This window comes from Pedosphaera parvula Ellin514 (assembly GCF_000172555.1).
Classification (GTDB): Bacteria; Verrucomicrobiota; Verrucomicrobiia; order Limisphaerales; family Pedosphaeraceae; genus Pedosphaera.
In genome coordinates this window covers 45,218-69,104 of sequence record NZ_ABOX02000027.1, presented here as the reverse complement: position 1 = coordinate 69,104, position 23,887 = coordinate 45,218, and the positions used below count along the sequence as shown (strand labels likewise).

At 51.4% G+C, this 23,887-nt stretch carries 20 protein-coding genes and 1 riboswitch; of the genes, 12 read left to right on the top strand and 8 right to left on the bottom strand.

Translation table 11 applies throughout. The features are described 5' to 3' along the window. Positions 1 to 159: 159 nt before the first annotated feature. The 6 genes from CFLAV_RS19425 to CFLAV_RS19400 are packed head-to-tail and all read left to right on the top strand — an operon-like array spanning position 160 to position 6,030. Entirely contained in the window at positions 160 to 1,155 is a 996-nt protein-coding gene (locus CFLAV_RS19425; RefSeq protein WP_007416513.1) for an STM4015 family protein, read from the top strand. A 5-nt stretch (positions 1,156 to 1,160) separates the two neighbouring features. Then, a complete protein-coding gene (locus CFLAV_RS19420) occupies positions 1,161 to 2,336 on the top strand; it encodes an STM4014 family protein (protein ID WP_007416512.1) in 1,176 nt (391 codons plus the stop codon). Further along, on the top strand, positions 2,333 to 3,028 hold the full coding sequence (locus tag CFLAV_RS19415) for an HAD family hydrolase (RefSeq protein ID WP_007416511.1): 696 nt from the start codon (positions 2,333 to 2,335) through the stop codon (positions 3,026 to 3,028). Before CFLAV_RS19420 ends, CFLAV_RS19415 begins: the two co-directional genes overlap by 4 nt. Continuing rightward, positions 3,016 to 3,843 carry an STM4013/SEN3800 family hydrolase gene (locus CFLAV_RS19410; protein ID WP_007416510.1) on the top strand — a complete coding sequence of 276 codons (828 nt, stop codon included), beginning with the start codon at positions 3,016 to 3,018 and terminating at the stop codon, positions 3,841 to 3,843. The genes CFLAV_RS19415 and CFLAV_RS19410 overlap by 13 nt, the downstream gene beginning before the upstream one ends. Then, positions 3,833 to 5,167: an STM4012 family radical SAM protein gene (locus tag CFLAV_RS19405; protein WP_007416509.1), complete on the top strand. Its 1,335-nt coding sequence runs from the start codon at positions 3,833 to 3,835 to the stop codon at positions 5,165 to 5,167. Before CFLAV_RS19410 ends, CFLAV_RS19405 begins: the two co-directional genes overlap by 11 nt. Beyond that, positions 5,164 to 6,030 (top strand): STM4011 family radical SAM protein, encoded by an 867-nt coding sequence (locus CFLAV_RS19400; protein WP_007416508.1) that lies wholly within the window; start codon positions 5,164 to 5,166, stop codon positions 6,028 to 6,030. Before CFLAV_RS19405 ends, CFLAV_RS19400 begins: the two co-directional genes overlap by 4 nt. A gap of 55 nt (positions 6,031 to 6,085) precedes the next feature. On the opposite strand, the gene shc is transcribed toward CFLAV_RS19400, so the two are convergent. Together shc and CFLAV_RS19390 are read right to left on the bottom strand one after the other, a co-directional pair. Continuing rightward, positions 6,086 to 8,041 (bottom strand): squalene--hopene cyclase, encoded by a 1,956-nt coding sequence (gene shc / locus CFLAV_RS19395; protein WP_007416507.1) that lies wholly within the window; start codon positions 8,039 to 8,041, stop codon positions 6,086 to 6,088. Positions 8,042 to 8,077: 36 nt separating this feature from the next. Further along, entirely contained in the window at positions 8,078 to 8,653 is a 576-nt protein-coding gene (locus tag CFLAV_RS19390; RefSeq protein WP_007416506.1) for a TetR/AcrR family transcriptional regulator, read from the bottom strand. Between the two features lie 183 nt (positions 8,654 to 8,836). Between CFLAV_RS19390 and CFLAV_RS19385 the strand changes: the two genes are divergently transcribed. The 4 genes from CFLAV_RS19385 to CFLAV_RS19370 all read left to right on the top strand — a co-directional run bounded on the left by CFLAV_RS19385 (position 8,837) and on the right by CFLAV_RS19370 (position 13,483). Then, on the top strand, positions 8,837 to 9,547 hold the full coding sequence (locus CFLAV_RS19385) for a type 1 glutamine amidotransferase domain-containing protein (RefSeq protein ID WP_007416505.1): 711 nt from the start codon (positions 8,837 to 8,839) through the stop codon (positions 9,545 to 9,547). A 69-nt stretch (positions 9,548 to 9,616) separates the two neighbouring features. Beyond that, positions 9,617 to 11,332 (top strand): SMP-30/gluconolactonase/LRE family protein, encoded by a 1,716-nt coding sequence (locus CFLAV_RS19380; protein WP_040549477.1) that lies wholly within the window; start codon positions 9,617 to 9,619, stop codon positions 11,330 to 11,332. A gap of 130 nt (positions 11,333 to 11,462) precedes the next feature. Continuing rightward, entirely contained in the window at positions 11,463 to 12,227 is a 765-nt protein-coding gene (locus CFLAV_RS19375; RefSeq protein WP_050785865.1) for an ATP-grasp domain-containing protein, read from the top strand. A 119-nt stretch (positions 12,228 to 12,346) separates the two neighbouring features. Continuing rightward, positions 12,347 to 13,483 carry a DUF4855 domain-containing protein gene (locus CFLAV_RS19370; RefSeq protein ID WP_050785863.1) on the top strand — a complete coding sequence of 379 codons (1,137 nt, stop codon included), beginning with the start codon at positions 12,347 to 12,349 and terminating at the stop codon, positions 13,481 to 13,483. Here the strand turns inward: CFLAV_RS19370 and CFLAV_RS19365 are convergent. The 3 genes from CFLAV_RS19365 to CFLAV_RS19350 all read right to left on the bottom strand — a co-directional run bounded on the left by CFLAV_RS19365 (position 13,466) and on the right by CFLAV_RS19350 (position 17,951). Then, on the bottom strand, positions 13,466 to 15,301 hold the full coding sequence (locus tag CFLAV_RS19365; protein WP_007416501.1) for an amino acid permease: 1,836 nt from the start codon (positions 15,299 to 15,301) through the stop codon (positions 13,466 to 13,468). The two genes, CFLAV_RS19370 and CFLAV_RS19365, sit on opposite strands and share 18 nt — an antisense overlap. A 76-nt stretch (positions 15,302 to 15,377) precedes the next feature. After that, a riboswitch (cyclic di-AMP (ydaO/yuaA leader) is annotated at positions 15,378 to 15,531 on the bottom strand. 612 nt (positions 15,532 to 16,143) lie between these two features. After that, positions 16,144 to 17,031 carry a CHAD domain-containing protein gene (locus tag CFLAV_RS19355; protein ID WP_007416499.1) on the bottom strand — a complete coding sequence of 296 codons (888 nt, stop codon included), beginning with the start codon at positions 17,029 to 17,031 and terminating at the stop codon, positions 16,144 to 16,146. Positions 17,032 to 17,528: 497 nt separating this feature from the next. Beyond that, positions 17,529 to 17,951 (bottom strand): hypothetical protein, encoded by a 423-nt coding sequence (locus tag CFLAV_RS19350; protein ID WP_007416498.1) that lies wholly within the window; start codon positions 17,949 to 17,951, stop codon positions 17,529 to 17,531. Positions 17,952 to 18,263: 312 nt separating this feature from the next. On the opposite strand from CFLAV_RS19350, the gene CFLAV_RS19340 reads away from it, so the two are divergent. Further along, positions 18,264 to 19,259, top strand: coding sequence for a hypothetical protein (locus CFLAV_RS19340; RefSeq protein ID WP_150107502.1), 996 nt, complete (start codon positions 18,264 to 18,266; stop codon positions 19,257 to 19,259). 32 nt (positions 19,260 to 19,291) lie between these two features. Here the strand turns inward: CFLAV_RS19340 and ade are convergent, their stop codons facing one another. Beyond that, positions 19,292 to 20,998 carry an adenine deaminase gene (gene ade, locus CFLAV_RS19335; RefSeq protein WP_007416495.1) on the bottom strand — a complete coding sequence of 569 codons (1,707 nt, stop codon included), beginning with the start codon at positions 20,996 to 20,998 and terminating at the stop codon, positions 19,292 to 19,294. Between the two features lie 394 nt (positions 20,999 to 21,392). Beyond that, positions 21,393 to 21,689 (bottom strand): hypothetical protein, encoded by a 297-nt coding sequence (locus tag CFLAV_RS19330; RefSeq protein ID WP_007416493.1) that lies wholly within the window; start codon positions 21,687 to 21,689, stop codon positions 21,393 to 21,395. Between the two features lie 148 nt (positions 21,690 to 21,837). On the opposite strand from CFLAV_RS19330, the gene CFLAV_RS19325 reads away from it, so the two are divergent. Then, the gene (locus CFLAV_RS19325) at positions 21,838 to 22,794 is read left to right on the top strand and encodes a HEAT repeat domain-containing protein (RefSeq protein WP_007416492.1); all 957 of its coding nucleotides are present in this window, start codon (positions 21,838 to 21,840) and stop codon (positions 22,792 to 22,794) included. A 414-nt stretch (positions 22,795 to 23,208) separates the two neighbouring features. On the opposite strand, the gene CFLAV_RS32715 is transcribed toward CFLAV_RS19325, so the two are convergent. Next, positions 23,209 to 23,883, bottom strand: a complete 675-nt coding sequence (locus tag CFLAV_RS32715; protein ID WP_007416490.1) for a type II secretion system protein — start codon at positions 23,881 to 23,883, stop codon at positions 23,209 to 23,211. Between the last annotated feature and the right edge of the window lie 4 nt (positions 23,884 to 23,887).

Here is a 23,887-nt window from a genome sequence, read left to right as displayed (position 1 = left end):
TGCTCCGTAAGCCTTGTTACCCCTCCTTACTCAACGAATCAAAAGCCGTTCACGGTTGACGAGGCACATCCGAACGCCTAAAGTCGCTCTCCTTGAGAGCACAAACCCAACTTATCGGTCCATTGAACTTCTTTAAGCCTCAGGTTTTCTAAGGAAATTATGCCTATCTCGGATCTTCTTGATAACTTCGCCGGATTCACCGTGCGTGATTTTGATCCCAAATCCGGTCTGCAGGATACCACGAACACCATTTATCGTATCCGCCAAGACCCGGAATCGACTCCACCGCCAAAGCAGTCCAAAGGAATTCTCGGCGGAATTTTTGGCAAAAATCAGCCTGCACCATCCCCCTCAACCACTCCCTGGGAAGCGCTGCTCGCCGATCCGAAATGCAGTGAGCTTAAGGGCATTGTTTACGGTTATTGGTTTAAAGATTTTGACATGGAGAAAACCTCCGAGGACGTCATTGTCAACCTCGCCATGGGAGCAACCGCACTGCCGAACGTTCAAGCGCTTTTCATCGGGGATATAACCTATGAGGAGTGTGAAATTTCCTGGCTCCACCAGGCGGATGTAACCCCTCTGTTTAGGGCTTATCCTCGATTGCAACACTTGGGCGTGCGCGGTAGCGACGGACTCAAAATTGGCCCGGCAAAACACAGCGAACTAAAATCGCTGATTATCCAATGCGGAGGACTGCCCGCAGCAACTCTTCGTGAGGTCTTCCAATCTGAATTCCCTGCACTCGAACATCTGGAACTTTGGCTGGGCGAGGAGAACTACGGAGGCGATGCGACCGTGGCTGATCTCGAACCAATCCTTTCCGGCAGATTGTTTCCCAACCTTCGTTATCTTGGGCTGCGCGATAGTGCAATGGCTGATCAGGTGGCATCCGCAGTAGCGAACGCCCCCATTGTCCAACGAATTGAAACTCTCGATTTATCCATGGGAAACTTGTCCAATGAAGGTGCCGATGCATTGCTCGCTTCCCCTACCCTGAAACGGCTCAAAAAGCTGGATCTCCACCACCATTTTATTTCTCCAGATAGAGTTGCCAAACTTCAGCAACTTGGCCCCCAAGTGGACATCAGCGACATACAGGAGGCGCATAAGTATGGTGAGGAAACTTACCGCTATATCGAAGTCGGAGAATAACTAAAGTGAAAGCGACTGCTCCAGCACAGCGCTTTATCATTCTCGGCAACCTTGAGAATCGCCGGGTTCAATTCTTTCAGCAGGCATTGGCTCGACTCGATTTTCCAGCAGCAACACTGATCTCGTGGATTGATTTTCTCACCGGACGGGTTCATCTCTCGGAAATTGTCGAACCAGACGCCATATTGCGCATCGAATCGCCAGGGGAAAACTTTAAAGTTGAAAAGCGATTGCTGGCGCTCGGTGCCGATGCAGGGGAAGTGGAGGGGAACTCGACGCTGCTCTCCAAATCTGAAGTCGAATCCTTAACTCTCGATCCAGGTCTCATCCGCCATTCACGCCAATGGTATCTGGGATTTCGGGCTGCGTTGCAAAGCATTGAAACGCAGCTTGCCACCTGCCCTCCGCACCAAGTCATGAACGCACCGGCAGACATTGCGATCATGTTCGACAAACGCCGGTGCCACACTCATCTTTTCGAAAACGATGTCCCGGTTCCGTGCGCCCTCCCCCCAGTACATAACTTCGAGCAATTGTTGCACGCTATGCGTGAAGCCGGCCTTCCACGCGTCTTTATAAAGCCAGCTCACGGCTCCAGTGCCTCAGGCGTCGTTGCTCTGGCCACCAATCGAAATCAAATAGTCGCTTATACTTCCGTGGAGATGGTTCGCAACGAAGGTAATCTGCGCCTCTACAATTCCATTAAAATAAAACGCTACGATTCTATTGCGGAAGTTGCGCCACTGGTGGACGCACTTTGCCATCAGCGTGTGCACGTTGAGCAATGGCTGCCCAAAGCGGGCCTTAATGGACAGGCTTGCGACCTCCGTGTCGTCGTGGTCGATGGCTCGGCCAGCCACGTTGTGGTGCGCTGCAGTCACAGCCCAATGACCAATCTTCACCTCGGCAATAGTCGAGGCAACCTCGAGACTCTGAGAAAACGTATAAACCCTGAGCACTGGCGTTCCGCCCTGCAATCTTGTGAACGTGCTCTGGCTGCCTTTCCCCACAGTCACTATGCGGGAGTGGATCTGTTAATCTCCAACAACTTTAAGCATCACGCCGTGCTCGAAATGAATGCTTTTGGCGACCTGCTGCCCAATATTCTCCATGACGGTCACGATACCTACGAACGGGAAATAATAACCTTCACCCGGCAAGCTCAACCCGCCTTCGCATGAACCTCTCCTTCATCTTCTTTGACCTGGACAATACCCTCCTTGACCGCGATGCCGCCTGGAGGATCTATTGGTCACAATTCATCCAACAAAACCCTGCAATTTTTAATCCGCACTCGCAGTCGGCCCTGGAGCAGATTATTATCGAAGACCAACATGGCTGGCGCGATCGCGCTGCTTTTTTCTCATGGCTTACCCAATCGTTTCCCAAACTGGACCAACCACCGATGGCACTCTGGGAACAATGCCGCCAACAACTCGGAAAACTCTCAGTTCCTTATCCCGGCGTGCGTGAATTGCTTATCTGCCTAAAGAAAACCTACCCTCTGACACTGGTGTCAAACGGTTCCAGCACGGTTCAAAGGATGAAACTGCTCCACTCGGGACTGGCGGTTTTTTTCGACCACATCTTCATTTCCGGCGAGGTTGGCGTGGATAAACCCGACCCGGGAATTTTTAAGGCCGCCCTGAAGGAGTCGAACTATGCTCCTGAAAACATCCTCTTTGTCGGTGACGATCCGGTGAGAGATGTGTTTGGAGCCGGTAGTCTCGGACTGCAGACCTGTTGGATCTCGCATGGCAATAGCTGGACAGCCAATCAGTCAAAGCCGGATTTCATCCTGCGCGAAGTAACAGAGCTTCCTGCACTACTGCAAAGGAACTCATCAAACCATATAAAACTATGCAGAACATAAATGAACTCATAGGTAAGCATGACATCCTTTTCGTAACTCTCGATACGTTGCGTTATGATGTCGCGCAGGAATGTTGGGCAAAAGGCCGCACCCCTAACCTTGCCTCTGTTCTGCCCACAACCGGCTGGGAGAAACGTCACTCTCCCGCCACTTTCACCTATGCCGCCCACCATGCCTTCTTCGCCGGATTCCTCCCCACTCCGGAAGCCCCTGGCCGGCATCCCCGGCTTTTTGCAACCCGCTTTGCAGGCAGCGAAACAACCACGGAATCCACCTGCGTATTGGATGCACCTGATATTGTGACCGGCCTGGCAGAACACGATTATCACACCGTCTGCATCGGCGGTGTGGGTTTCTTCAACAAATTAAACCCATTGGGACGCGTCCTTCCGTGCCTGTTCGAGGAGAGTCATTGGAGCGAGGAACTCGGCGTCACCAATCAGCAGTCCACTGCCAATCAAGTTGTCGTGGCTCAAAGAATTCTGGAAGCTTTACCTGCCCATCAACGGGTTTTCTTATTTCTCAATATCTCGGCAATTCACCAGCCGAATCGCTTCTATCTCGATGGTGCAGTCAAGGACTCGCTGCTTTCTCACACCGCTGCCTTGGAGTATGTAGACGCCCATCTTGGCTCCCTTTTTCGCATCATGCAAAAGCGAGCTCCCATCCTTGGTATAATTTGTTCTGACCACGGTACCGCTTATGGTGAAGACAATTACCACGGCCATAGACTTGCTCATCCTGTTGTTTGGGAAGTGCCTTACGCCGATTTCGTTTTACCGAAGGTGAACCCGCTCGGGCATCATGAGCACTGAAACTCAAAGCCTGCTTGAATCGATGTTGCGGGGACCTGCCTACGAGGCTTACACCTACGCGTACCCACATAAAACAGCCTATCGTTCCCTCGCTGAACAGATTCCATTGCGAACACTCTGGGAGACACAGCAGTGCAACGCGCTTTTCCTCTACGTACATGTGCCGTTCTGTGAAATGCGTTGTGGTTTTTGTAACCTCTTTACGACCACAAATCCCAACCAAACCTTGATTGATGGCTACCTCGCTGCCCTGCAGCGGCAAGCCTCCGTGGTCCGGGATGCACTTCATAATCCGGCATTCGCACGTCTTGCCTTTGGCGGCGGAACACCTACCTTCCTCGAACCAGCGGAACTCGAAATCCTTTTTGCTGTCGTCGAAGAGATCATGGGAGCCGATTCAAGGAGTTTGCCCTTCTCGGTTGAAACGTCTCCAGCTACCGCCACTTGTGAACGGCTCAACTTGCTCCACGACCATGGCGTCGACCGGATCAGCATTGGCATCCAAAGCTTTCTCGAACACGAAGTTGCCGCCGTCGGACGGTCGCAAAAACGTCAGGAGGTCGAAACAGCACTCCAGAACATCCGTTCTCTAAACTTTCCTACTCTAAATATCGATCTTATCTATGGCCTCCCGGGCCAGACCATGGATAGCTGGATGGAGTCCCTTTCCTCCGCACTGCAATATCGCCCGGAAGAACTCTTTCTCTACCCTCTTTATGTGCGTCCCCTCACCGGCCTCGGCCGCAAGGACCGCCATTGGGAGGATTTGCGATTGCAAATGTATCGTGAAGCAAGATCCCGGTTGCTGGCCAACGGCTACACTCAAATCTCCATGCGCATGTTCCGTGCGGAACACGCTCCCACTGCTGAAGGACCGGCTTACTGTGCCCAGGAAGATGGCATGATCGGCCTCGGTTGCGGCGCGCGCTCCTACACCCGCAATTTGCATTACGCCATGCCGTATGCCGTGGATTCCATCAACGTTCGCAACCTCATCCAGAGCTTCAACCAGACAACGGAAGATCAATTTGCACATGCTGATTACGGCTTCATCCTCGACGATTCTGAACAGAAACGCCGCTACGTTGCGCAAACACTTTTGCTCGCTTCCGGACTGCCCTTAGACTTTTATCAAAAGCGGTTTGGCACTTCTGTTTTTGAGGACTTGCCTGAACTTTGTGAACTGGAAGTCCTGGGTTTTGCCGTGCGTGAATCTCAGTTGCTCCGGCTCACCACTGAAGGGATGGAACGCTCAGATGTAATCGGCCCCTGGCTCTATTCTCCACAGGTCGTGGAATTAATGCGCAACTGCAAACTGGAATGAACCTGTCGATCCTGTATCGTGGCCCCCTTTCGAGTTGCAACTATGGTTGCGACTACTGTCCTTTTGCCAAGCGCCAGGAGACTGCCGCGCAACTGGCGATTGACGAAAAGGCACTTACTCGCTTTGTGAGTTGGGTTTCCTCCCGCTCCGGTGATCGCATTTCCATTCTCTTCACTCCTTGGGGCGAGGCTCTCATTCGCCGCTGGTATCAACGCGCCTTTGTCGAACTCAGCCACCTGCCGCACGTGAAGAAAATAGCCATTCAAACGAATCTTTCCTGCCGTTTGGATTGGATCGAGGATTGCAACAAATCTCGAATTGCCTTGTGGACCACCTTCCATCCTTCTGAAATCACACGCAAACGGTTCGTGGCTCAATGTCATAAACTGGACCAAAGAGGTGTGCGTTACAGCGTCGGTGTCGTTGGGCTGAAGGAGCACGCATCGGAGATCGATGAACTCCGTCGTGAACTGGCCCCCAACGTTTATCTCTGGATTAATGCCTATAAGCGTGTCCCCGATTATTATACGCCCGAACTTATCAAACGGTTCACCAGCATTGATCCGCTATTTCCTGTTAATAATACCCGCCATCCGAGCGCAGGACTGGAATGCCATGCGGGCGAGAGTGTGATTTCGGTGGATGGTGAAGGTGTCATTCGCCGTTGTCATTTTATACGCGATCCGATCGGTAATATCTACGAGCCAGGCTTTGAAAAAGTCCTGCTTCCCCGCACATGCCCCCAGCCATCCTGTGGCTGTCACATTGGCTATGTGCACATGAATAAGCTCAACCTTTATGACGTATTTGGCGACGGCGTTCTGGAGCGCGTCCCCGAAGATTGGCAAACGCTTCGACAATAAAAACGCGGAGGCAAAAGCCCCCGCGTGATTCCCAACAGCTTTTCAACTTCGAAAGTTACTTCACCCTGACTTCCTTCGGATCAAGCATCTTGCGATAGGTGGCCATAGCCAGCAGCGGCCATGTATTACGGTAGATGTCGTATTTCAAATAATAAACGCGCGGGAATCCAGTGCCGGTGGTCTCCAGCTCTGTCCAGGAGCCATCTTCGTTTTGATTCTCAATCAAATATTGAATTCCACGCACCAGACTTGGCCGTTTGGGATCGCCAAAAGTGCAAAGCGCCATGACTGCCCATGCGGTTTGCGAAGCCGTGCTTGGTCCTTGCCCCTTGAACACGGGATCATCGTAGGTGTTGCAACGCTCACCCCAGCCGCCATCCGGCAATTGCACGCTCTCCAACCAGTCTCGAGCTTTCAAGAGCCACGGTTGATTCATATCCATCTTTAACGCCCACAAACCACGCAACGTTTGCCAGGTGCCGTAGATGTAATTCACGCCCCAACGCCCGTACCACGAACCATCAGTTTCTTGATGCTCACGCAAATACTCCACCGCTTCCTGCACCTGCGGATGATCGAGCGCATAACCTTCGAATCCCAACAACTCCAGCACACGCGCCGTTATGTCCGCACACTCTGGATCGAGCATTGCGTTGTGATCTGCGAACGGCACTTTTTCCAAAATATTTTTGGTGCAATCCTTGTCGTAGGCCGCCCAGCCGCCATCGCGACATTGGAAGGCCAGCAGCCATTTCAATCCGCGTTGAAAAGCTTCGTCGCGACGCCGCGGATGGTCCGTCGGAATCAACCTGAGTGCGAGCAACACCATGGCTGTATCGTCCAGGTCGGGATTCCATTTGTTATTGAACTGGAATACCCAACCGCTCGGTTCGACATCGACCGGATTTTTGTGATGCCAGTCGGCTTTGAAACGAACTTCACGATTCACCAGCCAATCACCCGCCTTTTTCAAACGCGGGTGTTCGGCGGGAACCCCCGATTCGCGCAGGCACATTGCGGCAATGGCCGTGTCCCAACCAGGCGACAAACAGGGTTCAATACGGACCGTGTCCTTGGTTTCATGTTCCAATTTCTTTAACTCACGCTCGGCCCGCAACACTTCGGGATGATCATCCGGATAGCCAAGCGACTTCAAAGCAATCAGTGAGTTAAGCATTGCCGGGAAAATGGCTGCCAAGCCATCCGAACCTTCGAAGCGTTCGAGCATCCATTGCTCGCATTTCTTCAACGCCAACCGACGAAACGGATGAATTCCTGCATTCACCCACAGTTCTGCGAACTTATGCAACTGATCCAATCCCAGGAAAAAATTTCTCCAGGTGAATGACTGAGGATCCTTTGGCAACGCCAGATCGCGTTCATGAAACCCTTCCAGGAAGAGCTCGCTTAAATCAACCTTCACCGGCCGTGTCGGCTTGTAATGGTTAATGATGGCAAGCGGGACAATCATGGCGCGACTCCAGTTGCTCATGTCCCAAATGTTCACGTGAAACCATTTGCCCAGCAGCAATACTTCGCAAGGAATGGTCGGAACATACTTCCACGGCCATAACCCGAGGAGCGCCAGATAAAGTTTCGAAAAGGTATTCATGCGTGGAACACCTCCCAGGGTCAATGCCACCTGACGCGCCTTCAGCATGCGCGGATCGGTAATCGGTATGCCCGCCAGCTTCAAGGCGAGGTATGCCTTGATGGTCGCATTCACTTCGGGCGGTCCATTCTGATAAATGTTCCAACCGCCTTCCGGCAGTTGCATGGAAAGGATGTGATTTACCGCTTTCCGCTGCCATTCCGGGTCCACCTTGCCGTTCCAGTGATGATAAGCAATCGTGTCCGAAACGATTGTGGAATCAACCATCAGCTCGCCCACCCAATAGCCTTCCGGTTTCTGCTCGCAGAGCAAAAAACTTTGGGATCTGGTGATTGCCGCATTCAGTTCGTCTTTCTCCAAACCTACGGCTGGCTTTATTGTTACTTCTTCTGATTTCATCGTTTGACTGAAAACTCTTCTGATTAAGGTTTCCCGCTAACCTCTGGCCGAATCGGCCATCGTTAAAAGCTGATCTATTACTCCGCTTCTCTCGCCACCCGAGAAGGGTGAGCAACCCATTATTTCCGTGGTGCACAGGCCGCTCGCGGCCATCAGGAGCACGGCCGCCGTTTCAAAATCAATCCCGGCATCCTGTAATTCAGCAAACACCTGTCGATAATGCTTCTTCACCGGGATCATTAATTTCGGCTCGTTGGCCGATGCCGCCAGCAATGCGTTCGTTACGCAGCGATATCTTGGATCTAGAGTCACGGCTGCTTTGATTTGCGCCTTCAATTTTCCAATCGCGGTATTGGGAAAATCGTTTACCGCCCTCAAATAGCTCTCCTTCCAAAAGGTGACCAGGCGAACTATCATTCCTTCCAACAGCGATTCTTTGGTTGGAAAATTATACATCAATCCCCCCTTGCTGACGCCAGCCTTTCTTGCCACCGCGTCAAGGGTCAGATGACCTGCGCCGACCTCCATTACCAGTTCTTCGGCGGCATGCAGTATCTTCTCTCGCGAATTGGAATACTCTCTCATCCGTAAACCGACCGGACGGTATACCATGAGTTTTTCCCTGTCAACGTCGTGTTGGTTGGGTCAGTTTCACTAGTCCGCTTGACTCGCGTCTCTTGTGATCTACCTTCATTTGTGAGGACTGGTTTCCCACAATAGAGGTGCAGGTGCGTACTCCACTTTGCGCCCGGCAGTTATTGGATGTGATTATCAACGAACTAAGGAGAAAAATCTATGGCCGGAAAGAAACTGAATGGAATACGCGTTGCCGTCCTGGCAGCCGATGGAGTTGAACAGATTGAATTAACCTCTCCCGTAAAACACCTGGAAAAACACGGTGCCCAAATAGAGGTCATTTCATTGCATCCGGGAAAAATCAAAGGCATGAACCTTCTCCTTCCCGGCAAGAACATTAAGGTTAATCGCACCATTTTCAGGGCCAACCCCGACAACTACGATGCGTTGCTGATACCTGGTGGTCACATAAACCCGGACTTTTTGCGCCAGAGTGACAGTGTCCTGCAGTTTGTGCGGGAATTTGACGCTGCCAACAAACCCATCGCCGTCATCTGTCACGGACCATGGGTCCTGGTTTCTGCAGGCGTGGTTAAAAACCGCACGCTTACTTCCTGGCCCGGTATTAAGGACGATGTTATCAACGCGGGCGGCAATTGGGTTAATAATGCCGCTGTGCGTGACGGCAATTGGATTTCCAGCCGGTCTCCCTTGGACTTGATCCAGTTCAATCGTGAGATGATCTCCCTGTTTGCCGAGCACAAGGCGTCCATCAAAACTTCACGCAGGGGCCGCCTGCTGCCAACTTTGGGCTGGCTCACTGCTGGCGCTGCGGTTGCCGCCGCCATCTATGGCAGTAATGTTTTTGAATCCAGGGAAGGGGTGGAAATGGAAGAGGAAGAGGAACCGGTTGGAACTCCGGTCATTTAGTTAGGATCGTAGTTAGGATCGCTTTTAGTTGAAACTGTTCTTGTCCTCTTCATAATGCGCGCATCCTTTATGCGCGCATTTCTTTTTTTCAGCTTTCTGGCCCTGTGTCTAACTTCGCCTGCTTTTGGTGCTGATGATTATCCGCCTGGCCCCGACTCCAAACCGCAGGACGGCGTTCCCAAGGGCGAAGTCACCAAATATACTTTCGCGCATAGCAAGATTTTCCCAGGCACCGTGCGTGATTATTGGGTGTACGTTCCAAAACAGTATGATGCTGCCAACCCGGCTTGCCTGATGGTTTTTCAGGATGGCATTCAGTATCAAGCCCCGGTCGTGTTCGACAACCTGATCGCAAAAAAGGAAATGCCCGTCACCATTGGTGTATTCATTATGCATGGCCGCGTCCTTGCCGATTCAACCAATGCCTTGGACCGATTCAATCGCAGCTACGAATACGATGGCCTGGGCGACAACTACGTCCGCTTTCTGATGGATGAACTGCTTCCGGCGGTCACAAAAAAATACAACATCAGCACCAATGGCAATGACCACGCCATTGCTGGCGCCAGCTCAGGAGCGATTTGTGCCTTTACCGCTGCCTGGGAACGCCCGCAGCAGTTCAGCCGCGTTTTCAGTTCCATCGGCACCTATGTGGGACTTCGGGGCGGGAACGAATACCCAACCTTGATCCGCAAGACGGAACCAAAACCCATTCGCATCTTTCTGCAGGACGGCTCCAACGACTTGAATATCTACGGCGGCAACTGGCATCTTGCCAATCTGGAAATGCTCTCCGCCCTGGAATTCTCAGGTTATGAAGTCAATCACATTTGGGGCGATGGCAGTCACAACGGCAAGCATGCCACAGCCATCTTTCCTGACGCCATGCGGTGGCTCTGGAAGGATTATCCTGCTGCCATCACTGCCGGCAAGGATTCCAAACAACCCCTGATGGACATTCTGATTCCAGGCGAGCAATGGCAATTGATTTGCTCCGGCTACAAATTCACTGAAGGTCCCGCCGCCAACATCAAAGGCGAAGTCTTTTTCACCGATATCCCCAACAATCGCATTCACAAAATTGGTCTCGATGGCAAAGTCTCTGTCTTTGCTGAGAACACCTTCGCTGCGAACGGGCTTATGTTTGGCCCGGACGGTAAGCTCTACGCCTGTCAGAACGGCAAAAAGCGCATCGTATCCTATGACGAAAATGCAAAGGAAACTGTCATTGCTGAGGACGCGGATTCAAACGACATCGCAGTCAACTCCAAAGGGGAAATCTACTTCACAGATCCACCCCATCACAAAGTCTGGTTTATCAATTCCAAGGGTGAGAAGCGTGTCGTTGATGAAGGTATTACGAAGCCGAATGGCGTTAGGTTCACACCGGACCAAAGTCTTTTGCTCGTTGCTGACACCGATGGTGAATTTGTTTACTCATTTCACATTCAGTCTGATGGTTCTTTGGTAGACAAACAAAAATATTTTTATTTGCACACACCCAACGGCACCTCACAAAGCGGTGCTGATGGCATGACGGTTGATACCCAGGGGCGGCTCTACGTCGCCACCGAAATGGGCGTGCAAGTTTGTGATCAAGCTGGCCGCGTCAACGGCATTATCTCAAAACCACAAAGAGCCTGGCTCTCCAATGTTGTCCTTGGTGGCAGCAACTTCGACGATCTCTACGTCACCTGCGGCGACAAGGTTTACAAGCGCAAAACCAAGGCAAAAGGTGTCTTGTCCTCTCAAACACCTATCAAACCGCCAACCCCGCATCTCTGATTCCAGCTTTTCTTTTCAATTCGGGTCCTGCACTCTTTCTACCATGAATAGGGAGAGTGCGGTTTTACCCTCATGTACCGTTGTAAATCAGGGAAGCGGTGCTTGGGCATTTGAAGAACATGCCCGGCACATGACACAAGTCTTATGGGTGGAGGTGTCTGATACGCCACGCGAGTTTAATTACCTTTTGTGCTGGGAAAAAACCTCTCCCCCTTCTGAAAAGCTTTTCATTCCTTTCGAATCCATCAGAGTTGCATCTGATAAGCGACTTCAGGCTGAACTCTTTTTGAAGCACAAAATCTCCACGCCAGAAACCCATCTCCTGAACACGCCGCAAGAGGTGAATGCTCTAGTCTCGCACTCGCCAAAGGAATGGGCTCTGAAATATCCGATTTCTTGCGGTGCCAGTGGTCATCGCCTCCTCAAACCCGCTGAAACGATTCCTGCGGACTGGCCGACTCCTTACATCGTCCAGGAATTTGTGCGCATGGAGAATCCTGAAGTTTACCGACTCTACGGAGTTGCTGGTGACATATTTGGATTCAACGTACGCAGGTTTCCTTCCGGCGTGAAACCATCACCATGGGTGGCTCATGCACGCGGCGCTCGGTACGTTCATTTAGATAAGCCTCCGTCAGAAGCCAAAGATCAAGCACATGCCACCCTTTCAGCCGCCGGGCTTTTGGAATCCTTCGGTTGCGTGGATTTGATTCAGCAGAATGGCAAATGGCTGGTCCTGGAAATTGGAACGGATGGTGTCTTCAATCATGTGGATCGTGACATCAACGATCCTGAAATTCTTGGGGAAATGGACCGAAGAATTGCCGAGGCTTTTTGGGCACATCTCCAACACAAACCTTGGGGTGGTTATGGTTGGAAACTGAAGGGGTCTTAGGCTTCTCTGCGTACCGCTTTGCCCACTTAGTATCCGCAATGCCCTCTGTTTTAACTCATCTTCGAATCTCTTTTAAATTCGGTTTGAATATCTTCTCGTGCTCCAGCTTCTGTTACTGCGTGAACAAATGTTTGATTTATTGTTTATTGGTAATCGTCACCGTATTCGGATTACGCCGGGTGTCACGAGCTGCAGAAACCAATACGGCTAACTTTCCATTATACCAAACCACCAGGCCAAACATCACCGATCTCACGATCATCTATTGCGGCATGAGTAACCGGCCAGCCTGGACCTTGGATGAACTTCAGCCATACGTCAGCTATGCTGATCGCACGACCGGCAAGGAAGAATGGCTGTTCGATGGCTTCTTGTTCCTGGAATTCAAGGATGGCCAGGGAGCCGAATTCGAGGAGGGATGGAAACAAAAGCCGGCTCACAAAGAGCAATGGCAATGGCTTCTAAATCGTTTTTTCGAACCCGGCCATGCGATTCCTGCCCTGGAAACAACCATCGGCAATACCGAGAAACGCATCGGCAAACCACTCCGCCCACGCCAGGTGGTCATCACACTTCCTGAACCAAATCATACGCAAACCGATTGGGGTGAAATCGCAGGTAAACAACTCAATTTCACGAATCCAACGGATCGTATCGCCGCCTGCGATTGGTATATTCAGGCCGCTCTTGAAAAATGGAAGCAGCTCGCCCCTGCGCATCTTGAGCTTGCCGGATTCTATTGGATCGCAGAAAGTGCACCCGACTCACGAAAGATCATCCTTCCCGAAATCGGCAATCACATCCGTTCCAACAAACTGAGCTTCTTCTGGATTCCTTACTGGCGCTCAACTCATTCCGGTGATTGGAAACAACTCGGCTTCGACGTCGCATACCAGCAGCCGAACTACTTCTTTCATCCCGAATTGCCTCTTAGCCGCTTGCAGGAGGCATGTGACTTTGCCCGTCAACACAGCATGGGCATGGAGCTGGAACTCGATGGTCGACTCATCACCGATCCGCAAAGATTCGGCTCACGCCTGCAGCCTTATCTGAATGCTTTTGAAACCAATGGAATCAAGAGTTCAGCCGCCATCGCCTACTACGAAGGTGGTGGTGCATTCATCAAGATTTCCAAGTCCGAAAAACCCGAACACCGTCAATTCTACGACCGCCTTGCCCGCTGGGTTCTGGATCGACAGGACCTGGCGGACAGGGCAGTTCGCAACAGCAAGCCAGCCTCAGGCGTAAACCAATAGATGAATGGCTTCCGGAAGATCGTTTGATACCTTCCGCACCACATCTCCCCGCAACATCTGCACGAGCCCTTTGCGTTCGGGCGCGCCAAGAATGAGATGGCTCGCTCCCATCGTGGCCGCGATATCAACGATTGTATCCGCCACGGAATCGCTTACGGCATAACAGGGAATTATTGGATGCCCTTCCGCCCGCGCGTTCGCCAGCGTAAAAATTTCGCGAGCCTCGTCATCGTCCTGCCACTTCCGTGTCTGGTCGAGCTCGCTCAACACTGGCAGTGCGCGCACGAAGAGCAGGTAAAGGGGCCGGTGCGTCTCCTTCGCCTCATTGATGGCAAAATCCAATGTCTTCCCCAATCCTCGAATGGCCGCCATGATGGGGACGCCAGTCGCTGTTTGCGATGGAGCAACGACCTCAGTTTTTGCAATCGGAGTGGGAATGATCGTGTTCGCAAAAGCTCCGCTTGTCTCCGCAGCCAGTTTCTTCCTCTGAATATGTTCGCTTGCTAGGCCGCGTAATATCAAACCTACCGCCAGCACTGTAACAGCAAATACCCGCGCACTCGGCTTGTCCGCAAAGAGCGAAATCTCGATCGCCACCATAATCAGGAACGTAACGAACATCAGCGTTCGTTCCCATTTGGCCAACCCAAGCTTCTTGTCTGTCGAACTGGCCCCGAGATTTGTCGCGATGGCTCCCACCACCCCGACAGCATAAAGATCCGCCAACCCGGCCATATCTTTGACCGCCAGGACAAGTATCGCCGGAATGACCGTCGCCACTATGATGCCGAGGTTTGGCACACCAAACTTATTCAGTTTTTGAAAAGAGGCTGGCAGCTCTCCATCGCGTGACATCAAGTAAGAAATGGCGATCAAATCCACAATGGCGGTATTCACGGCCGAGAGCAAAAGCAACCCAAACACAATGCTCACCACCACGCCGGCAACATGGCCAGCGGCCAGTCCAAATGGTCCGGTCACGAATACCTGCGCCATATAACGCAGCATGTAATCCCGCACCCCGGTCGCACCCGGAGCATCGACATCGTCCTTGTTGATCTGCAGCCCATGCAAAGCATGCATTGCCAAACCGAGCAGCGCGGTGAAGACACAAACCTCAATCATCACCCAGAGAATGGCCTTGCTCGAAGTTTTGGAAACGCACGGTTTCGCATCTGTGCTGCCTGGATTCAGTTTCATCACCCCCGTCGCATTGGCAATCGCTTCCACCCCGGACAACGCCAATACCACTCCGACAAAACCATTCCAGTTTTTCCAAAAGCCTCCTGATAGCGGTTGCAGGTTGTGCACCGCGGTTCCCAAATGTGGCAGACAAAAAATCCCCAACAGCACCACCACCACCAGCGTGGGAATCGAGATGAGAAAGGCCAGACCAGCAGTGTTCTTCGGTCCGAAGAAATTCAAACCGCCGATCAAGGCAATCGCAATCGCGGCAAAAATCTCCGGATGCGCGAAGCCCAGATATTGAAAGGCTGATAACGCACTGATGGCCGCTGTTACAATGTAATCAGCAATCAGCAGAAACGCTCCGACAATCGAAATGATTTCCGAACGATGCCGCACACTCGCATAAACTCCCCCGCCATCGGGATAGTGTTTGCAGATGGACATGTAATTCACCCCGACCAGGGCCGTAAGCAAACACATGGCGGCGATCAGCCAAAACGAACTGTAGCCAGCCACTGCAAACGCGAGACCAATCACGTATGCCTTGCTGGTTCCCCAGTCACCATAAAGAATAGCGGCCGCCCTCGGCGCATCCACATTGCGGGGACGCCGTGTATTACTGGCAATCATAGACCACACCTTTCGCGGTCTGCGGAAAAAGTGCCATAGGCACTCTGTTTGGGTAAGAAAGTCTTGGAAGGCTTCCTGCCCTTAATGTTTACGCACACGAGGTTAGCTGTCGGGCTGGAACCACTAAGTGTTCCCGATGCCGCAGGCACCGTAAGCCCCAATCCGTTTTACCGGAAAATCTGGGTTCCCCGCTGGCCTGAACAGGTCAGACCATTAAGCAGACAAAGAACTAACTAAAACTGTTATCAGTGCCCGCCTGTCAAGTCAAAGCGAGCTATGGCAATCCAACGCGCAACCCATTAGGCTACAGGCAGTTTTATACCAAATCATGCAAAGTTTCAAATTCATGAATTTGCAGTTTCCTCGCACGTATGCGAAAATCCTTTAAAGGATCTTCTTCCAAAAAAACAACTGATCTCGGAAGGCTCAGAAGATTTTCTGGATGAAGAATTTGGGAAGTTTGAACGATATCAACCCAAGCCGTTCTAATTTTCAGAATTATGGCATCTTTTAACATGTGCGGTTATTGCGGTCATCGGATTTCTGATAGTTTAACCCAATGCAAGAACTGCGGCTCCACTGCCTGCACGAAAAATGGCAAGAAAATTCTCAGCGGCCTGTTTTTCTTTTTCGCAGTTCTCCTGATCGTTTTTATCTCCTGGATTTTATAAATCTGCGAAACCTCCGCGCCTTTCCCGGCTAAGCCGGCAAAACCGCGCGGTGAGCAACACTAGAAAAATGTAAATCAGTGTCAGGATGCACATTATCATCCAGCAGTTTGGCTGCGTAGTGTTCCATCAAAATGGAAATCAGGTGACATTTTCGTGACGATTGAACTGATTTTATTTTCTTTGCCTTGCCCAGTCCTTTTTTATTCGAACGACAAAAGTTTTAGGTATTTCGGCATACAGCTTTTTCCCCAGGCGAAAAACTGATTTCTGCAATGGTTTTCGGCTGGCATCAATTGATTTTGAAATCGTGGCGAATTCGTGCGGAGTAGGCAAATTAGCTTGCACAGCCGTCGCCAACATCACGAGATCATGATCATCACCAAGGCGATCACCCAGCAATGTTAAATCGGTGCAATAGGAACCCAATCTCTTCGAACCAAACTGCTTGAGCAGCGCGAAGTGATATCCAAGATCTTTCACCCGCTTTCTCCATTCGTGTAGATTCTCCGGACTGGGTTGGGTCCGGGCTTTCTGAAAGGCCCTGCGTCCCCGCCGATAAGTTGCCTTGAAGCCAATGCAAAGGTCAGATCGCTTGATCTTCCCAATCGGCCAATCCTTTGTGCGTCGCCGCGCGGATTTAAGATTTTTCAATACTTGTTTGCTCTCATGCTTCATTTTTCCGGCAACTTCCTTCTCCTGCTTGATTAAGGATTTGTGCAATTTTGTCAGTGCCGGATTCGAGGCTGCAAACCGATGAGCTGATCGAAATTTTTTGAGCGTCTTGATCAAAACCTCGACATCTCTTCGGGCCGACAAAACCTTCGCTATGTCCCGAAAAGATCGATTTTCCTTATTGTAAAACTTCTTCCCCAGGTTCGCGCGCACCAACCGGATCAACCCACGGATCTTCTTCAAATTCTTTCGAGCCTCGTGAACGGACTCTCCAACTCCCCTCGCATTCCTTTCCTTCAGATGCCTCACCGCGCATCGAGCCTGCCTCCGCGCCGCACGGCGTAGCTCATCCTCAAGCTCTCCCCCCTTTTTGATTTCGTATGCCATGCCTCAACCTTTAAGTTTCCATGCACAACCTGAACTTCAAGCCGTCCCGTAAGGCGATCAGACAGATTCCAATCCAAAGCTTTCTTCTCACATGAATTCACACAATTTGCTGAAACAAAACTCTGAGAGCCTATGCCTGTAGGTAAGTGGCTTGATTATCAACCACTTGAAAAGAGTAACATGCTCTACTGGGATAGGCTCCAAGCCCCAACGTCTTAATAGCAGATATGTGGGATAATTTTGAACTGGCGCAGTCGCGATGAATCCTTCATAATCTCACTCTTAATTGTCGTATTTAGCATGTTTTGGTCAAAAAAAAATAAAGAACAGGAACGATTTTACCTGCTCCCAGGCATGGGTGGTCGGGCTCTTCGTCGTAAACGTAAGATTTTTTTAATCTGGTCCCTGGCTGCAGGTGCTGTGATCTCCGCCATGCTCGCAGTTGGATTTTACTTCGCCAACTTGCGTTAAGTCCTCGTTGCTTTCAAAATTGGCAATCAGACTCGTTCCCGCTCCACTCTTGTATCAGACATTTTGGGGAGCATTTTATGCTTCAGCGCAAACACCGTCCCACACAACACCGCGCAAATCCCCATCGCCACCAGTATCTCCATTGGATTCGGTGAGAAGATCAGCACAAATCCTTTTCCCTTCACCAACGCTGAAAAACTTGAGACACAAAACGGCATCATAAACAGCCGGATTGTTTGCCAGGTTCCCAACTTTACTGCCCCCTTCCCCGACGCTGTCGTGCTGATATAAAGAGCAACCCCAATAATCGCACTCAACCCCAGCGAAGTCATCCACAGCCGCACATTCGCATCGAAATACCGCACCAACACCACCAGATACCAGATGAAATAGCACCACAAAATAAGCCGCGCCTTATTCAAATTCGCCAGATACCGCATCAACATCATCCCGCATTAACCACCAGGCGCCTCTTCTCGTCAATCCTGCCTGCGGGGATCGTTGACTCACATATGGAGAGCCTGGATTGAATCCCGCCACGTAATCTGGCCAACCCCTATTTGCCTCACCAGTTTTCGCTTCTATCAAGACTTTGCATCTCACCTTGTTTTGAATCTGGCTCAACTAATGCTCTCACAAATCAGCACGGTTACGGAAAGAGAAATCACCGACGAAATTGAAATGGACATTACAGTTAAATGCCTTTGTGGCCCGAGTTATACGGTGTATGAAGAGCCAATCTTTGTGGCCCGAGTTATACGGTGTATGAAGAGCCAATCAATGGCCGGTTGCAATTTCCCATTGCTTGTCCAAATTGTGGAGCCGATGGCACATCTCTGGCCAATGAATATATTCGAAAGGCACAAAGCGGGGCTTTGGCGCGTGAACAAAGACGAGCCAATACTTGGTGGCGCCGAGTCTTGAGGTCGGAAGACGAAGGTTCTATCTCACCAATTCTGTCGGGACCAACCAGGTTCCGCTTCTGTCTTGGCATCCTCATCACCAGCCTGGCTTCTGTAGCCGCCATGCTGCTCTGGCATAAACTCAAAGTCCAATTTGATCCCGCCTTCCGTTTTATGGGTTGGGGAGTCGGCTCGCTCGTGGGCATTGTTATCGGCCTTACGATTGGCTTTGCGGCTCGTTTCGCTGCCGGGGCAGGCAGTTTCGGCCTGGCCGGTGTGGCTTCGTTCGCAGCATTTATTTCCGTATTGGGTGGAGAATACTTTGTGATTCACGCTCGCATCAACCTCGCATTGGATGTGGCCACACTGTTTTCTTACGAGAATCTAATCGATTATGCGAAGGATGCCGACAAGGCCGTCACCGATGATGACATAAGGAAAGTATTGGAAGAGCAGGGCTTTTCTCCTCGCGATTTAGACCCCGGAGAGAAGGTTGTGTTTTGCAAAAAACGCTATGCCAGGATCATGGCGGTTGCCTTCAGCAACTTTACACAACACGGTCCCTTGCCCTCTGTTAAAGAATTGGCAAAACATTACGTTAAACAGGGCACAATAACTGACCAGGATATTGTTGAGTTTCGCAAAAGAGAGTTGCCGGAGCTGAGGGAATTTCTGCAGGGAAGACCTTCTCAGGAAGAATTTTCCCGCACTCTTCGTGGCGTGGTTGGCGAAAATCTGTCCCTCAACAAAATGCTTGTGCAGGCTTGGAGCCCTTACTTGGTCCTATGGCTCTTCTTTGCTGCTGTCACGGCCTATAAAATTGCTTACAATAAGTCCGAAACTGAGGATTTCTAATCGTATTTCTATTTCTCGACGGCGATTAACCTTCACTCAAACAAACTCGTCGTCCGCATATGCACCGCATCAATCAACCCTTGATCCGTCAACTTCAACTCCGGTATCGGTGACAGACTTAGAAAGGACAGCGTCATAAACGGCGCTTCCAGCTCACAGCCCATCTCTGCCGCTGCTGCATTCAATCCCGCAATCCGATCGATCACCTCATCCAACGGTTGATCCGATACCAACCCCGCAATCGGCAACGCCAGTTCAGCCTTCACCTGGCCTTGCGACACCGCCACCTGGCCACCCTTCAAATTCTCCAGTTCCTGTATCACCTTCAGAATATCCTCATCGTTCGTCCCCACCACCACCACATTGTGAGCATCATGCGCCACCGTTGACCCCAATGCCCCTTGCTTCAGCTTGAACCCGCGCACAAAACCAACTCCGACATTTCCCGTGGCCCGATGCCGCTCCACCACCACCATCTTCAAAATATCCCGTTCCACATCCGCCACGATCTTCCCATTCTCAACCTTGGGCGTTTCGAGCAACTCCTTCGTGACAATCTGCTGCGGCACAATTTCAATCACCCGGATGCGCCCCGGCTTTTCCGCTTTAACCTCCAGGTCCGATGGCTTATAACGCAAATTCATTGTGCTGCGCGGCTGTGGCACAATCTCAGGATGCTCGCCAAAATACTTCCCATTCTCCGCTACTAGAATTCCCTTTTTATACGTCTGCCGAACCACAATGTTCTTCAAATCATCAAACACAATGAAGTCCGCCCAATATCGTGGCGCAATCGCCCCGTAATTCCTCAATCGATAATGCCGCGCCGTGTTGATGGTCGCGATCTGCAACGCCGTAATCGGCGACACCCCCATCTGAATTGACTTCCTCACCGCATGATCAATATGCCCCTCAGAAACCAAATCTCCCGCCAGCTTGTCATCCGTCGCATATGAGAGATTCATGGCGTTATGCGGATTCACCAACGGCGCGAGCGTTGCTAAATTCCGTTCCGTGCTCCCTTCGCGCAACAGTAAATGCATCCCCAACCGCAACTTCTCATGCGCCTCTTCCAACTCAGTCGACTCATGATCCGACTTTACTCCGGCAAGCACATAAGCATTTAAATTCTTTCCCCTTAATCCCGGCGCATGCCCATCAATCGCCTTTCCCTTCCCTGCCTTTATCTTGTCCAACTCACTCTCCACTCCGAGATACACGCCGGGATAATTCATCAACTCCGCAACCCCCGCCACCCGCTCATCCGCAATCATCAACTTCAAATCATCCGCCGTCAACCGCGCCCCCGCCGTTTCCAAATGCGTCGCCGGCACACAGGAAGGCAACATGATGAAGAAATCAATCGGGAGATTCTTGCTCGATTCCAACACGTAGCGAATCCCATCCAACCCGAGCACATTGGCATACTCATGCGGATCAATCACCACCACCCCGGTGCCATGCGGCACCACTGCACGCGCAAACTCCGGCATCGTCAACATCGAACTCTCCACATGGAAATGGCCATCGATCAAACTCGGCGCCAGATACGCCCCCTTTAAATCAATGACCTGCTCCCCTTCATAATCTCCAATCCCCACCACCCGTCCATCCGTCACTGCCACATTGGTGCGATGAATCTCACCACTCAAGACGTTGACCAAATTGGCATTTTTAAAGAGTAACTCCGCTGGCTTCTCCCCGCGTGCGATGCTTAGTTTTTCTTGTAGATGCCTCATAAGATAGGATCGTTGACGGCTCGCATTCAATTACTTCTACCATATCCCCAACAAAATCCCACCAAATAGCAGCCTTCTCACACATAATTATCCCTGTCTCCTTTTGTCCATGCTGCCACATCCGCGTACGCGGCCCACAGACTCCAATTCAACCGCCAGGCTCGTTCTAATGGTAGATACGGTCTGCATGGTCAAAGGGTTATTGTGCTATTTTGCGGTTGCCAACGCCGCGCGCTCCCCAACAATGCCCGCGATCCAACCCAACCCTCACCTGTTTCCCGCGGAGGCGGCCGACGACTTCAATCCCACCGTCTAGGCATCATTCTAATCAGTAAGGACCAGTGCCCATCTGAAAAACCGCCGCGCTTCCCTCGACCATATCGCTATTACAACGTTAAGGCTCACCTTCCTCCACCTTTTCAAACCACTCCCAAAAACCATCATCCTCATCCCAGGTATGGCGACGACCATCCGCCTGCCTCAGCCAGAGCACAACCGGCGGCTCCGTTGATCCCCCCAGAATTGTCCATATTTCACCGGCACGATAAACTTCACCAGTGGGTTTGCCTTCATGATTGCGAACAATGATCTCCCGTCGCAATCTGATTCGATCTCCGGCGCGATCTCCACATTGATATTCCACGAGAGGATAATCGCCTACAAACTTCCACTTCGTTTTTCTTTCGGGCATATAATCGATATTCCAGTTTACGAACTCAAACTACGCCAGAGGTGTCGCGGATTTCTCCGGCTTGCTTAGGCATTACCGCCTTTAGCTTTTTATAGCAGATAAGGAAACCACTAGTCCTCTTCTTCCAAAATAGCCATACTCCGCCTGCATGAAAAAAAGGTTCTGCATTCTCACCGTCCTCATAGGATTGATCGCAGGTTCTCTCTTTTGGATGATTTCACGGGGTGCCGGACCCCTTTATCACGGACGATCCTTGAGCTACTGGTCCACCGAATTGCAATTGGGGGATCAACAGCAGCAAGCCGAGGCGCAGTTGGCTCTGCGATCGATGGGCGAAAAGGCAGTCCCTTATTTGATCGATACTCTTGACCGACCAGCCTCACCCTTGCGCAACACCATGGACAAATTGCTGTCCATTGATCGGAATATCGAGCGTGCCCAGGCTGCCCGCGCCCTCGGGGAAATAGGCGCAGCCGCCAGCAATGCCATCCCCGCCCTCGTCCGGGCGAGCCACCAAACGAAGGAGGTTTTTGGATTTCCAGCTACGGCAGCGTTAATGAAAATCAAAGGTGAATCGATTGGCCCACTGGTTGTGGCGCTTGACGATACCAACGCAAAGGATTGGGCCGGGAACTCGGCAATTCTCGGGGAGTTTGGAACCAATGCTCAGGCTGCGGTTCCCGCCCTGGTCCGGGCGCTGAATTCTACTAATTCCTCCGTGCGCACTCACGCAATCATCACGCTACACAAAATCCATAGCAACCCTCAAATGGCCGTTCCGGCCCTGATGAACAGTCTCGATCAAAACCAACCGCACAACCCCGCGCTTAATCGGATCCAGGTCAGTCTGTTGATCGGAACCCTGGGTGCCTTTGAAGGGGAGGCCAAAGCCGCCGTTCCTGTCCTTCAGCAGTACTTGGGAAATTCCAACCCAAACATCAGATATCCGCTATTCGCAAGTCTGCGCCGGATTCTTTCCACCAACGAAATGAAAGCACTCTTAACCAGAAACCTGAGCAATGCCGACCCCAATGTCCGGTCAGCGGCGGAGAGTATGCTGAAGCAACTAGATCCCAAAGCCGCGGCACAACTCGGGGCAAAGTAGCCGATGCAAAAAAGGTTACAGTCCTTTTATGTCGCAGGGAACTCGGATTACCAGATGGGGAAACCGGCGCGAAGGAAAATGCCCCAATCTCCTTCCCGCGCCCGCTGAAAAATTTGATGATCGGGTAACTGATGAATCCCAGCGCCAGTCCATCCGCAATCGAATAACAAAGCGGAATTCCCACCATGATCAAAAGCGACGGCACCGACTCACTATAATCCGACCAATCAATCTTTCTGACATTCTGACACATCGCCGCCCCCGACAACACCGCCGGTTGCACAAAGATGATATACGCCATTGTCAGAAACGTGGTCAGCCTCCCAATACCTCGGTTCGAACGGTGGTTTGGTTTTCCAATGTGATCAAAAATATCTCGCCAGTTTGAAGCTTCGACGCTCGCGGCAGCAGAATTCAATCTCCGCTCCATTTATAATCATATCCAGCAGGCGGATTGTAAAACATCGGCGCATCTGTTTTGCCGCTAACGCCATCCCAATAGATGCGAACATAATCGACGTGCCCGTCACCGAAGCTGACGACACTCTGCGCATTGTTTGCTATCGGCGGACTCCCCGGCTCATGCCACGAGAACCCGAAGAAGGCCGAGTTCTCCGCCAACAAGACTGTTTTCACTGAGTCACGGATTGAAGAAAGCTTTTTACCAGCAACACCAGGAAGCAACTCGCTCATCCGGTTAAGGCCGTTGAATCCATAGCTGGAATAATCCCACGCGGAGCTTTCGTGCATGCTCCCGCTTGTGACAACATTGTTGATCGCATCCACGCTGAATCGGTCGGCTGGGCACGTGAAAAGCCGGTCATTGGGTGAAGAAGGTGCTTCCAGCCCGACATACGTTTTCACCAGCCCTTTATAGGCGGACATCACTGCATTGGTATTGGGAAGCGTGTCGCCATTGTCTTCGACATACATCCGCAAGCCAAGATTCACCTGCTTTAGATTGTTGAGACAGGTGGTGCGCCTGGACTTGGCGTTTGCGCGGGACAGGGCGGGAAGCAACAAACTCACCAGCACAGCAATCACCGCAACGACGGCAAGCAACTCGAAGAGCGTGAACGCGCGTTTCACGTTT